Source organism: Streptomyces canus (assembly GCF_030815415.1).
Taxonomy (GTDB): Bacteria; Actinomycetota; Actinomycetes; order Streptomycetales; family Streptomycetaceae; genus Streptomyces; species Streptomyces canus_F.
In genome coordinates this window covers 8,690,080-8,703,031 of the sequence record NZ_JAUSWW010000001.1, presented here as the reverse complement: position 1 = coordinate 8,703,031, position 12,952 = coordinate 8,690,080, and the positions used below count along the sequence as shown (strand labels likewise).

At 70.6% G+C, this 12,952-nt stretch carries 8 protein-coding genes; 6 read left to right on the top strand and 2 right to left on the bottom strand.

What is annotated here, in order from left to right; genetic code table 11:
- Window positions 1-162 precede the first annotated feature (162 nt).
- Window positions 163-2,988 carry a beta-L-arabinofuranosidase domain-containing protein gene (locus QF037_RS40290; protein WP_307033992.1) on the top strand — a complete coding sequence of 942 codons (2,826 nt, stop codon included), beginning with the start codon at window positions 163-165 and terminating at the stop codon, window positions 2,986-2,988.
- A 3-nt stretch (window positions 2,989-2,991) separates the two neighbouring features.
- Here QF037_RS40290 and QF037_RS40285 read toward each other — a convergent pair whose 3' ends face one another.
- Complete coding sequence (locus QF037_RS40285) at window positions 2,992-3,744, bottom strand: LysR substrate-binding domain-containing protein (RefSeq protein WP_307033990.1); 753 nt, start codon at window positions 3,742-3,744, stop codon at window positions 2,992-2,994.
- A gap of 58 nt (window positions 3,745-3,802) precedes the next feature.
- Between QF037_RS40285 and QF037_RS40280 the strand changes: the two genes are divergently transcribed.
- From QF037_RS40280 to QF037_RS40260, 5 genes are all read left to right on the top strand, one after another.
- Window positions 3,803-4,210 carry a DUF5997 family protein gene (locus QF037_RS40280; protein ID WP_307033988.1) on the top strand — a complete coding sequence of 136 codons (408 nt, stop codon included), beginning with the start codon at window positions 3,803-3,805 and terminating at the stop codon, window positions 4,208-4,210.
- A gap of 108 nt (window positions 4,211-4,318) precedes the next feature.
- Window positions 4,319-6,373 carry a calcium-binding protein gene (locus QF037_RS40275; protein ID WP_307033985.1) on the top strand — a complete coding sequence of 685 codons (2,055 nt, stop codon included), beginning with the start codon at window positions 4,319-4,321 and terminating at the stop codon, window positions 6,371-6,373.
- Between the two features lie 310 nt (window positions 6,374-6,683).
- The gene (locus QF037_RS40270; RefSeq protein WP_307033983.1) at window positions 6,684-9,602 is read left to right on the top strand and encodes a glycosyl hydrolase 115 family protein; all 2,919 of its coding nucleotides are present in this window, start codon (window positions 6,684-6,686) and stop codon (window positions 9,600-9,602) included.
- A gap of 9 nt (window positions 9,603-9,611) precedes the next feature.
- Window positions 9,612-10,364 carry an SDR family NAD(P)-dependent oxidoreductase gene (locus tag QF037_RS40265; RefSeq protein WP_307033980.1) on the top strand — a complete coding sequence of 251 codons (753 nt, stop codon included), beginning with the start codon at window positions 9,612-9,614 and terminating at the stop codon, window positions 10,362-10,364.
- A gap of 180 nt (window positions 10,365-10,544) precedes the next feature.
- Complete coding sequence (locus tag QF037_RS40260) at window positions 10,545-11,354, top strand: helix-turn-helix transcriptional regulator (RefSeq protein WP_307033978.1); 810 nt, start codon at window positions 10,545-10,547, stop codon at window positions 11,352-11,354.
- Here QF037_RS40260 and QF037_RS40255 read toward each other — a convergent pair.
- A complete protein-coding gene (locus QF037_RS40255) occupies window positions 11,343-12,896 on the bottom strand; it encodes an MFS transporter (RefSeq protein WP_373463873.1) in 1,554 nt (517 codons plus the stop codon). The two genes, QF037_RS40260 and QF037_RS40255, sit on opposite strands and share 12 nt — an antisense overlap.
- Between the last annotated feature and the right edge of the window lie 56 nt (window positions 12,897-12,952).

Below are 12,952 nucleotides of genomic sequence, written 5' to 3'. Positions count from 1 at the left end.
TTCGGCCCTCCACGACCCGGGAGACCGGCGAGCAGTGACCTCTCGACCGAGCGGCCGGAACTGATCGCTCCGGACCCATTGACGCTCACCCGCCCCCTCCCTATCGTCTGGTCGACTATTCGAATGACGTTCGACATATAGAACACCGATAGAGGAGCACACATGGCACCGCCCCTCTCCAGACGGAACCTCCTCCAGGCCGCCGCCCTCGCCGCGGCCGCACCCGCGCTCTCGTACGCGGCGAGCGGCCGGGCCACCGCGGCCACGTCCGCCACCTCCGCCGCAGCCGCGGCCGCGCCCTCCGCCTGGACCGTGCAGCCCTTCGCGCTCGACGAGGTGGCCCTCGGACCCGGTGTCTTCGCCGACAAGCGGCAGTTGATGCTCGACCACGCGCGCGGGTACGACGTGAACCGGCTCCTCCAGGTCTTTCGCGCCAACGCGGGCCTCTCCACCGGCGGCGCGGTCGCGCCCGGCGGCTGGGAGGGCCTGGACGGCGAGGCCAACGGCAATCTGCGCGGGCACTACACCGGCCACTTCCTGACCATGCTGGCGCAGGCGTACGCGAGCACCGGCGAGCAGGTGTTCGCGGACAAGATCACCACCATGATCACCGCTCTGACCGAGGCCCGCGCCGCCCTGCGCACCGACCCGAAGATGCTTGCCGTCACCGGGAAGTGGGGCGCCGCACACGAGAACGTGCGCGGCTCCTACCAGTACGTCGACCTGCCCGCCGCGGTCCTCGGCGGCGCCTCCGCGATCACCCTGTCGGTGTGGGTCAAGCCCACCCACGACGCCAACTGGCAGCGTGCCTTCGACTTCGGCAACAACACCACCCGGTACATGTACCTGGCCACCCGCAACGCGAACGGTGTGCCCCGGTTCGCCATCACCACCAACGGCGCGGGCGGCGAGCAGGCCCTCAACGGCACGGCCGCTCTGCCGCTGAACCAGTGGAGCCACCTGGCCGTCACGATCTCCGGCAGCACCGGCACGCTGTACGTCAACGGCACGGCCGTCGCCACGAACACCGCGATGACCCTCAACCCGGCGGCGCTCGGCACCCTCGCCAACAACTGGCTCGGCCGCTCGAACTACGCGGGCGATCCCGTGTACGCGGGCGCTTACGACGAGTTCAACGTCTGGTCGCGCGCGCTGACCCAGGCCGAGATCACCTCGCTCCAGACCAACGAGGCCAAGCTCTCCACGGCGGGACTCGGCAACCTCGTCTCGTACTGGTTCCAGGCCACCGGCGGCGGCACGTTCCCGGACGGCTCCGGCCGCGGTCTGACCGCCACGCTGCGCCGTACCTGGGGCGGGCCGAGCCATCCCGGGTTCCTGGCGGCGTACCCGGAGACGCAGTTCATCGACCTGGAGACGAGGACCGCCAGCGACTACACCAAGGTGTGGGCGCCCTACTACACCGCGCACAAGATCCTGCGGGGTCTGCTGGACGCGTACGCCGCCACCGACGACGCGCGCGCCCTCGACCTCGCGTCCGGCATGGGCGACTGGATGTACTCCCGGCTGTCCGTCCTGCCCGAGGCGACGCTCCAGCGCATGTGGGGGCTGTTCTCCAGCGGCGAGTTCGGCGGCATCGTCGAGGCGATCGTCGACCTGCACGCCAACTCGGGGAAGGCCGAACACCTCGCGCTGGCCAAGCTGTTCGACCTCGACTCCCTCATCGACGCCTGCGCCGCGAACACCGACACGCTGGGCGGGCTGCACGCCAACCAGCACATACCGATCTTCACCGGTCTGCTGCGGCTGTACGACGCGACGGGCGAGACGCGCTACCTGACCGCCGCGAGGAACTTCTGGGGCATGGTCGTACCGAACCGTATGTACGGCATCGGCGGCACCAGCACCGGTGAGTTCTGGAAGGCCTCCGGACTGATCGCGGGCACGATCAGCGACACCAACGCCGAGACGTGCTGTGCGTACAACATGCTCAAGCTCAGCCGGACGCTGTTCTTCCACGAGCAGACCCCGAAGTACATGGACTACTACGAGCGGGCGCTGCTCAACCAGGTACTCGGCTCCAAGCAGGACAAGGCCGACGCGGAGAAGCCACTCGTCACCTACTTCATCGGGCTGACGCCCGGTCATGTGCGGGACTACACGCCCAAGCAGGGAACGACCTGCTGCGAGGGCACCGGCATGGAGAGCGCCACCAAGTACCAGGACTCGGTGTACTTCAAGGGCGCCGACGGCGGCACGCTCTACGTGAACCTCTACAGCCCCTCCCGACTGACCTGGGCCGAGAAGGGGGTGACCGTCACTCAGACCACCGACTACCCGCGCGAACAGGGCACCACGCTCACCTTCGGCGGCGGCAGCGCGGCCTTCGCCCTGAAGGTGCGGGTGCCGTCGTGGGCCACGTCCGGATTCAAGGTGACCGTCAACGGCACCGCGGCGAGCGGGACTCCGGCCGCCGGGAGCTACTTCACGGTGTCCCGGACCTGGAAGGCGGGCGACGTCGTCCGGATCACCGTCCCCTTCCGGCTGCGGGTCGAAAAGGCCCTGGACGACCCGGCGTTGCAGACCCTCTTCTACGGGCCGGTCAACCTGGTCGCCCGCAACTCGGCCACGAGCTACCTGTCGTTCGGGCTGTACGCCAACGCGGCTCTGTCCGGCGACCTGCTGCCCACCCTCGCGCCGGTGAGCGGCAAGCCCCTCCACTACACCCTCAACGGTACGGAGTTCGCGCCCTTCCTGGAGGGGTCGGAGAATCCGACGCACGCCTACTTCCGGCGCGCGGAGCCCAAGGTCGTCTTCGGCACCCTGGACTCCGGGATCGCCAACCCCGCGAAGTCCGACGGCACCACGCTGCTCGACGAGATCTGGGCGGGGGCGCCGTTCGCGAGCAAGAGCGCGCTCGTGACCAAGGTGACGAGCACCGTGAACGCCTGGGTGTCCGCCGGGCTGCTCTCCCAGGCGAACGGCCAGGTGGTGATCAGCACGGCGGGGCAGGCGACCTACGTGTCCTGAAGTCTACGAGCGGCGCCGGGGCTTGCCGCGCCTGGCGCCCTGGGTCTTCTTGGCGGCAGGCGGCTTGCGTCGCCCGCCGGCCGCGTCGGGGCGCTTGGGCTGCTTCTTGGGGTCGGCCTTCGCCTTGGCCATGTCCTGAGCGGCCGGGCGGCCGCGGGTGCTGTTCACCGTGCGGCCGCGGACGATGCCGATGAAGTCCTCGACCATGTCCGTGGTCGCGTCCTCCGGCCACGACAGCGCGACGGACGACACGGGGGCGTCCGTAACCGGCCGGTAGGTGAGGTCCTTGCGGTGGTGCAGCCGGGCGAGCGACTGGGGGACGACGAGGACGCCGATGCCGGCCGCGACCAGTTCGACGGCGTCCTCCGTGGTCGCGGGACGCTCGAAGGCGGGCTGTCCCGGCAGCCGCGGCCACTCCAGGACGTCGTCCAGGGGGTGCAGCACGATCTCGTCGGCCAGGTCCTCGGTCGTGACCTCGTCGACCGCGGCGACGACGTGGTCCTTCGGGACGACGACGACCGTGCTCTCCTCGTAGAGCGGGATGGCGCTGAGCACCGTACGGTCCACCGGCAGCCGTACGAGACCGGCGTCCGCGGCCCCGTCCCGCAGCGCGTCGCGCGCCTCGGCGACGGAGAGCTGGAGGAGGGTCAGCGGGATGTCGGGCAGTCGCTCGTTCCAGATCCGCACCCACTTCGAGGGGGTCACGCCGGGGACGTAGGCGAGCCGGAACTGCGGGGGTTCTTCCGAGCCTGTCACCTGGCCAGGTTACCGGCCGTGGTCGGCGGACGTTCACCCAGTCGATACCCTGGACACCATGACGCAGCACCAGAGCACCCAGACGATGAAGCCCGCGACCGCGGCGAAGAAACTGGGTGTGTACCTCGAGGCCACCCCCGCCGAGTTCCGTGAGGGTGTCGTCTCGCGGGCACAGCTCACCGAACTCCAGGCCGATCCGCCCCAGTGGCTCCAGGATCTCCGTGCCCACGGACCGCACCCCCGTCCGGTGGTCGCGGCCAAGCTCGGCGTGTCCATCGCGGGCCTGGCGCGCGGCGGCGTCACCGAGCCGCTCACCACCGAGCAGATCGAGGCGCTGAAGCAGGAGCAGCCCGAGTGGCTGGCCAAGGAGCGCGCCACCCAGGCCGAGGTCCGCACCGAGACGGTCCGGATCAAGAAGAAGCGCGCCGAGGAGGCGGAGAAGGCCGAGCGCGACACCCGCGACTGAGCTCAGCCGCCCCCGCGCTCCGCCGCTCGGATGGATTCCCGCGTCCGGTGAGTGCGACGCAGCTCGTGGTGACCGCCTGCGCGATCCGGCGACGGAAGGCTGTCGCGCATGCTCACACCTCATGTGCGGTCAGCACGGCGCCGACACGACGGACGCCGCCGCCGGTCCCTCCTGGCCCGGGCCGGGACGGTCGCGGTCACCGTCCTGGCACTCGTCCTGACCCTTCCGGGCACCGCCCTCGCGGCCCCGGGCGACCTGGATCCCGGCTTCAGCGGCGACGGCAAGGTCCTCACCGGCTTCGCCGACGACGATCACGCCAATGACGTGGCGGTGCAGTCCGACGGAAAGATCGTCTCGGTCGGCACCTCCACCGACGAGTCGGTGCTGGAGAGCCGCTTCGCGCTGACCCGCCACAACACCGACGGCACCCTGGACACCGCCTTCGGCGGCCGCGACGGCGACACCCCCGGCACGGTGACGACCGCCGTCAACACCATGGACACGAACTTCCAGTGGAGCGAGGCCCACGCCGTGGTCCTGCAGGCCGACGGCAAGATCGTCGTGGTGGGCAGCAGCTGGCGGGAGTACGAGAACTGCTGCTGGTTCGTGGTGGTCCGCTACAACGCGGACGGCACCCTGGACGACACCTTCAGCGGCGACGGCCGGGTCTTCGCCGACATCGACGGCCCGACCGAGGCCCTCGACGTGGCGATCGACTCCAGCGGCAGGATCGTCGCGGCCGGCTACACCGGGGGCCGCATGGCCGTGCTCCGCCTCACCGGCGACGGCACCCCGGACAGCACGTTCGGCGGCGACGGCACGGTGACCGCCAATCCGGCGGGCCCGGTCCTCCAGGAGGGCGGGGAGGGCCGTGCCCTGGCCCTGCAGGCCGACGGGAAGATCGTCGTCGGGGGCGAGGTCGGCTCCACTCGCTTCGACTTCGCGCTGATGCGCTTCAACACCGACGGCAGCGTGGACACCGGCTTCGACGGCGACGGCATCGTCCGCACCGACTTCGGCGGCTACGACGGTGTGGAGTCGCTGGCGGTCCAGCCCGACGGCAAGATCGTCGCGGCGGGCGGCAGCGACGACCGGGCCGCGCTGGCCCGCTACAACACCAACGGCAGCCTGGACACGAGCTTCGACGGCGACGGCCGGGTGCTCACACCCGCGGCCCGTGCCGCCGACATGGTGCTCCAGCCGGACGGGCGGATCGTCGCCGCCGGCACCGCGGGCAGCGACTTCTCGGTCCTGCGGTACAACACCGACGGCAGTCTGGACAGCGGCTTCGGCACCGCCGGTCAGGCGACCGCGGACTTCGGCGGCGTCGACACGGCACGCGGCGTGAAGCTCGACTCCGCCAGCAGGATCGTCGTCGCCGGCTCGGGCGGTCCGAACAGCGACTTCGCGCTGGCCCGCTTCCTGGGAGGCGGCAGCACGCCACCGCCGCCGAGCGGCACGGACCTCTCGGTCACGAAGAGCGGTACCGGCACGGTGAGCATCGGTGACCGTGCCACGTACACCGTGGCGGTCACCAACACCACCGCCGGCACCACGGCGACCGGCGTCACCCTCACCGACACCCTCAGCGGACTCGCCGCCTCGGTCGTCTCCGCCACCACCACCCAGGGCAGCTGCACGATCACCGCCACCGGCGCCACCTGCGCCCTCGGCAGCATCTCCGCCGCCGGCCCCGGTGCCACGGTGACGGTCGTCGTGGAGCCCCGCGCCACCGGCACCCTCACCGACCGCGCCACGGTCACGGCCACCACGACCGACCCGGCCGCCGCCAACAACACGGCCACCAAGACCACCACCGTCAACAACGCCCGCGGCTGCACCCGTATCGGCACCAGCGGCAACGACACCCTCACCGGCACCTACAGCAACGATGTGATCTGCGCCCTGGGCGGCGACGACACCGTCGACGCGAGCTACGGCAACGACACCGTCCACGGCGGATACGGCAACGACCGCCTCGACGGCCAGTTCGGCGACGACACGCTCAACGGCGGCCCCGGCAACGACAACCTGATCGGCAACTACGGCACCGACAACCTCAACACGGTCGACAGCGTCTCCGGCAACGACACCGCCAACGGCGGCTTCAACACGGACACCTGCACGACCGACGCGGGCGACATCCGCATCAGCTGCCCCTGATCTCCGGCGCAGTCACACGGCGGCGGCCCTCCATGCCCCGGAGGGCCGCCGCCCGTTCGTCGCCACGCGTCCGTGACAGTGGCGGCCCCCAAGTCACCCCACGCACCACTCTGGACGCCCTGGGAACCCCTGGCCTAGGCTGCGCGGCAAGCGCTTTCTAAGCAGCCAGCCAGTCCGTCATGCGCCGAGCTCCGCCGACAGTTCCGTGCGCGAGCCGACGCGGACCGGCGCGGAAAGGTAGCGTTCCGTGCCGCACCACGAACCGAACGGCCAGCCAACGTCGTGGACCCGTAAGTCCTTCCTGCGGGGAATGGCCGCAGCAGGAGCGGCTCCCCTGCTTCCCGGGCTGCTGCCCGCCGCGACCGCCCGGGCCGCGGACTCCGGCCGGCCCGACTTCCTCCTGGTGGGTGAGGGCGCCGCCGTCGACGTGTTCGTGGACGCCGTCGACGACCCCGCCGTGATCCGCGCCGCCGGCGATCTGCGGGAGGACATCGAGCGGGTCGGCGGAGTACGGCCGGGACTGCTGCACGAACTGCCCACGAAGACGGACCGGTTGGTCCTGGTGGGCACGATCGGCTCGAGTCCGGTCATCGACCGCCTCGTCGCGGCGGGACGGCTCGACGTCTCCGGGGTCCGGGGGCGCTGGGAGGCCTCCGTGACCCAGGTGGTGGAGCGCCCGGTGCCCGGTGTGCGGCGCGCCCTGGTCATCGCGGGCAGCGACCGGCGGGGCGCCGTCTACGGCGTCTACGACACCTCGGAGCGCATCGGGGTCTCCCCCTGGTACTGGTGGGCCGACGTGCCGGTCGAGCACCGTGACACCGTGGCGGTCCCGGCGGACACCGTCAAACGGCGTGAGCCGTCCGTCCGTTACCGCGGGATCTTCATCAACGACGAGCAGAACTTGACCACTTGGTCGCACCGCACCCAGGAGACCGACAAGAACATCGGCCCCGAGACGTACAAGCGCGTCTTCGAGCTCCTGCTCCGGCTCAAGGCCAACTACCTGTGGCCGGCCATGCACCCCTACTCCGACTTCTTCAACAAGCACCGCGAGAACCCCGAACTGGCCGACCGCTACGGCATCGTCGTCGGCTCCAGCCACCCCGAGGCGCTGCTGCGCAACGGCGTCCACGAGTGGGAGCCGTGGGCCGCCGAGCACCCGAACGCGGACGGCACCCCGCCGGTGTACGACTACACCGTGAACCCGGCGGTCATCTCCGACTACTGGAGAGCCCGGGCGAGACAGAACGCGGCGTACGAGAGCAGCTGGACACTCGGCATGCGGGGGCTGCACGACAGCGCGCTGGAGACGAAGTACGCGACGACGATCCCCGAGAAGGTCGTCGTGATGAACGACATCATCGCCGACCAGCGCCGGACCCTGACCGAGGAGGTCGGTCCGGCGGCCGAACCGCAGATCTTCATCCCGTACAAGGAGGTGCTGGACCTCTACAACGCGGGCGTCCAGGTCCCCGAGGACGTGACCCTGATCTGGCCGGACGACAACCACGGCAACATGCGCCAGCTGCCGAACGACGCGGAGCGCGCCCGCCCGGGCGGCAACGGCATCTACTACCACCTCTCCTACTGGGGCCGCCCGAAGAGCTATCTGTGGCTGGACACCACGCAACTGGCCAAGGTCTGGCAGGAGTTGCGCCGTGTGTACGAGCACGGCGTCGACCGCATGTGGATCTTCAACGTGGGTGACCTCAAGTCGATCGAGACCGGGCTGTCCTTCTCCATGGACATGGCCTGGGACGTGGACCGGTGGGACGCCGACGACGTGGAGGACTTCCTCGCCGAGTGGGCCGGGCGGCAGTTCGGACGTCTGCACCGGCGGGAGATCGCGGCGATCCGCACCGAGTACTACCGGCTGGCGGCGGAGCTGCGGCCGGAGTTCATCGCCCGCGGGATCCTGTCCGTGATCCACCACGGTGACGAGGCGGGACGCCGGCTGGGTGCGTACGACCGGCTGCTGGACCGGGTGCGGGCGGTGGGCGCCGAGTTGCCCGAGGCGTACCGGGACGCCTTCTACGAACTGGTCGAATACCCGGTTCACGGCGCCTACTTGATGAACCTCAAGTACTACTGGGCGGACCGCAACGGGCTGGCGCTGACACAGGGGCGCGGTGCGGGGACCAACCGGTTCGCGGACCTGGCCGAGGCCGCCCACACTCAGGAGGCGGCGCTCACCAAGCGGTACAACACCGAGGTGGCGGGCGGGAAGTGGGACGGGATCGTGAACCCGTACCCCTCGCAGATCCCCAAGGCGCCGGGGCGGCCGAGCGTCGCCCGGGTGGCCCGGCGCGAGACCTCGGGGCTGGGGGTGGCGGCCGAGGGGAACGAGACCGGGGCGGCCCGGCCGCTGTCCTTCTCCTCCTACACCCGCGACCGGCGGTTCGTGGACGTCTTCAACACCGGCTTCCTCGCCCTGGACTGGACGGCCGAGCCCGGCGCCTCCTGGCTCCGGCTGAGCTCGGCGGGCGGATCCCTCACCGAGCAGACCCGGGTGTGGGTCGAGGTCGACTGGGCGCGGGCACCCGAGGGCACGCTCGACACGACGGTCACCTTCGCCGGGGCCGGCCAGAGTGCCGAGGTGCCGGTGCGGGTGGTCAACGACGGGGAGCGGGCCCTGCGGCGGGCCCGGGGGTTCGTCGAGGCCAACGGGTTCGTGTCGATCGACGCCGCGCACTTCGCGCAGCGGGTGGCGCGGGGCGGGGCGCGCTGGCGGGTCGTACGCGGACTCGGTCGTCGTACGGGCGCGATGGAGGCGGTCCCGTCGACGGCCGCAGCGGTCACCCAGGACTTCGCCGACCGGGCACCGGAGTTGAGATACCGGGTGCGGTTCGCGAGCACGGGCACCTTCCCGGTCACCGTGTTCCGGCTGCCCTCCCTCGACGAGCGCGGCCATCGGCGGGTGGCCGTCGCGCTCGACGACCAGCCGGCCACCGTGCTCACCGGGCAGTCGGTCGCCACCGGCAACCGGGGGGACGCGTGGGCGCGTCAGGTGGAGGACGGCGTCGAGAAACTGACGGCGACCGTGACCGTCACCGAAGCCGGTGACCACATGCTGCGGATCTTCATGGTGGACGCGGCGATCGCCGTGGACCAGATCGTCGTCGACACCGGTGGAGCGCCCGTCAGTTACCTTGCTCCGCCCGAGAGTTATCACCCGGTGTTCAACCCCGAGCCCGCCTACGAGCCGGGGCTGGACGTGCCGGGGCAGTAGGTTGCCCGCATGAGTGAGAGCACATCCCGGCTGGCCGGGAAAGTCGTGGTGGTCACGGGCGCGGCCCGTGGTCAGGGCGCCGCGGAGGCGGCCGCCCTGACCTGGGCCGGGGCCGAGGTGATCGCCACCGACGTACGGCCGGAGGGCGACGGCTGCCGCCGCCTCGACGTGAGCAGCGAGACCGACTGGGCGGAGCTGGCCGCCGAGTTGAGAGCGACGTACGGCCATGTCCACGGTCTGGTCAACAACGCGGGCGTCATCCGGCGCGGGCGGCTCGGGGAGGTCGGCCCCGAGGAGATGGCGCAGGTGCAGGCGGTCAACACGACCGGCCCCCTGCTCGGCATCCAGCGGCTCTCCCCGCTGATGCCGCCCGGCTCGTCGATCGTCAACGTCGGTTCGTCCGCCGCGCTGACCGGCTACTACCCCGTCGCCTACACGGCCAGCAAGTGGGCGCTGCGCGGGGTGTCGAGGATCGCGGCGATGGAGCTGGGGCCGCGGGGCATCCGGGTCAACACGATCCATCCGGGCTACATCGAGACGGACATGACGGCCGCGGCCACCGAGGCGTTCCGTGAGACGACGATCCGCGAGACGCCGCTCGGGCGCAGCGGCAGGCCCGACGACATCGCCCCGCTCGTGGTCTTCCTGATCTCCGACGAGTCCTCGTTCATCACCGGGACGGACATCCCGGTGGACGGCGGTCTCACGGCTCACGGTGGCGTCAAGTCCATCTCGGACGCGATGCGGCCGGACGGACCGTAGCTCCGTGCGGACCGCCGGTCCCCCGCGCCGGCGGTCCGCACGGAGAGCGGGAGAGAACCAGGCATCCCCTCCGGGCCTGTTCTCCCCTGTCTGCGGTCGCCGGGGCGCCGATGTGCTGGAGTACACGAGAACGTCGCTGTTGCTCTGTTGCATTCTGGAGGGGCAAGAGGTTGCGCAGGTATGGGTACAACTGCGTATGCGAACGAGTGGAGCGCGAACGTGGCACAGGGGCTGGGCGGAGCCTATGAACGCATGCTGGCGGTGGCCGTCGCCGCACTCCACGAGCGGGATCCGGGGCGTTTGTGGCCGTTGGTGGCGGGTGCGCTGCCGGGCCTGATCGGGGCCGAGGTCCTGATCTACAAGCTGGACGACTGGAGCGAGAGCGGGGGCACGATCGGTCTGTCGCCCGGTGTGGAACCGGAGTTCGACGGGCTCGGCGACGAGGCCGTGGGGCTGCTGCGGGCCGGGTATCCCTTCGCGGAGCACTACGGGGCGAGCCCGGACCGGGAGCCCGTGACGGCACGTCGTGCGGCCGGGCGGAACTGGTCCGCGAGCCCGACCGCGCGGTTGCTCGACGACATCATGGACGTGGACCACGCGTTGGGGATTCCGCTGCCGCAGTCGAGGGCGCCGATCACCGGCTGCCTCGTCTACCGCTCCGGGCGGGACTTCACCGATGAGGAAATCGTGGTCGCCGGGCGGCTTCAGCCGCTGCTGGCGGGGATAGAGCAGCAACGGCAGCTCCTTCAGCGGGTGGTCGTGCCGAGCGGCGACGACGTGGGGCTGACACCGCGGGAGTCGACCGTGCTGCTCCTGCTGGGCGACTCCCTGACGGCCGCCGCCATGGGCCGTCGCCTCGGCATATCCGAGCGGACGGTGCACAAGCACGTCGCGAACGTCTACCGGAAGCTCGGCACTCATGACCGGCTCGGGACGGTGCTGCGCGCCCAGCGGTTGGGGCTTGTGCCCGCGCCGGCGTCACGGGGGTGAGGGCACGCCGTCGCCCTTGAGGCGTTCCAGGTCGGACGGGCGGACCTGGATGGCGAGGACGGCGATCAGCGCGGCGAGGACGGCGAAGATCGCCGCCACGACGAAGGCGGCCGAGACTCCGGCGGTCAGGACCTCGTCGCCCCAGTGGCCGGGGAGTTGCCCGGTGCGCTTGAACCGCAGGAGTTCGGCCGGGGTCGCCTGGTCGAGGAAGCGCGGGACCTGCTTCTCCGCCTCGTTGGTGCTGGCCGTGCCGAACGTCGTGACCAGGATGGACAGTCCCAGCGAACCGCCCACCTGCTGCGTGGCGTTGAGGAGTCCGGAGGCCGCGCCGGTCTCCTGGACCGGCACGTTGGAGAGCGCCATCAGGGTGAGCGAGACGAACTCCATGCCCATGCCCAGGCTGAAGACGAGGATCGGGCCGAGGACGCTGCCCGCGTAGGTGGAGTGGACATCGGTCAGGGTCAGCCAGGCCAGTCCCGCCGCGGCCAGGATCGCGCCCACCACCATGAACGGCTTGGGCCCGTAGACGGGCAGGAACCGCGAGGCCAGCCCGGCTCCGACCGCGATGACCGCGCTGACCGGCAGGAAGGCGAACCCGGTGGCCAACGGGCTGAAGTTCAGGACGTTCTGCACGAAGAGCGTGAGGAAGAAGAACATGCCGAAGATCGCGGCGGCGAGGCACAGCATGATGCCGTAGGTGCCCGCGCGGTTGCGGTCGGCGAACATGTGCAGCGGTGTGATCGGCTGCCGGGAACGCCGTTCGACCATGATGAACAGCGCGAGGAAGACGACGGCCGCGCCGAACGAGGCCAGCGTGAGCGCGTCCCGCCAGCCTTCCTGCGCGGCTCTGATGAACCCGTAGACCAGCAGGACCATGCCGACGGTGGAGGTCAGTGCGCCGGTGAAGTCGAAGTGGCCCGGGTGGCGTTCGGATTCCCTGATCCAGCGGGGCGCGGCGAGGGCGATGAGCAGTCCGATGGGGACGTTGACGAAGAGCACCCATCGCCAGTTCAGATACTCGACGAGGATGCCGCCGGCGAGCAGCCCGATCGCTCCGCCGCCCGCCGAGACCGCGGCGAACACCCCGAACGCCCGGTTGCGTTCCGGGCCTTCGCGGAAGGTCGTACTGATCAGGGAGAGGGCGGTCGGGGAGGCGATGGCGCCGCCCACGCCCTGGAGGGCGCGTGCGGACAGGAGTTGGGCCTCGTTCTGCGCGAACCCGCCGAGCAGGGAGGCCAGGACGAAGAGCAGGACACCGCAGATGAAGACCCGCCGTCTGCCGAGGATGTCACCGGCGCGGCCGCCGAGGAGCAGCAGACCGCCGAAAGTCAGCGTGTAGGCGTTGACCACCCAGGCGAGGCTGGTGGTGGAGAAGTCCAGGGAACGCTGGATGTCCGGCAGCGCGATGTTCACGATGGTGATGTCGAGGACCACCATCAGCTGACACGAGGCGATGACCAGCAGTGCCAGGTTGTTTCCGCCACCGCCGGTGTTCCCGGTGGGGGCCTGGACTGCGGAAGTCGGCTGCGAGTCACTGGTCATGAGATATCGCGCTTTCAGTGAACGGTGGCGTCCACTGTTCGACCGTACGCCTGCCC

Coding starts and splice junctions, on each gene's coding strand:
- QF037_RS40255 (WP_373463873.1), bottom strand. CDS start 12,896: ATGACCAGTGACTCGCAGCCGACTTCCGCAGTCCAGGCCCCCACCGGG.
- QF037_RS40280 (WP_307033988.1), top strand. CDS start 3,803: ATGACGCAGCACCAGAGCACCCAGACGATGAAGCCCGCGACCGCGGCG.
- QF037_RS40270 (WP_307033983.1), top strand. CDS start 6,684: ATGGCCGCAGCAGGAGCGGCTCCCCTGCTTCCCGGGCTGCTGCCCGCC.
- QF037_RS40260 (WP_307033978.1), top strand. CDS start 10,545: ATGGGTACAACTGCGTATGCGAACGAGTGGAGCGCGAACGTGGCACAG.
- QF037_RS40290 (WP_307033992.1), top strand. CDS start 163: ATGGCACCGCCCCTCTCCAGACGGAACCTCCTCCAGGCCGCCGCCCTC.
- QF037_RS40265 (WP_307033980.1), top strand. CDS start 9,612: ATGAGTGAGAGCACATCCCGGCTGGCCGGGAAAGTCGTGGTGGTCACG.
- QF037_RS40275 (WP_307033985.1), top strand. CDS start 4,319: ATGCTCACACCTCATGTGCGGTCAGCACGGCGCCGACACGACGGACGC.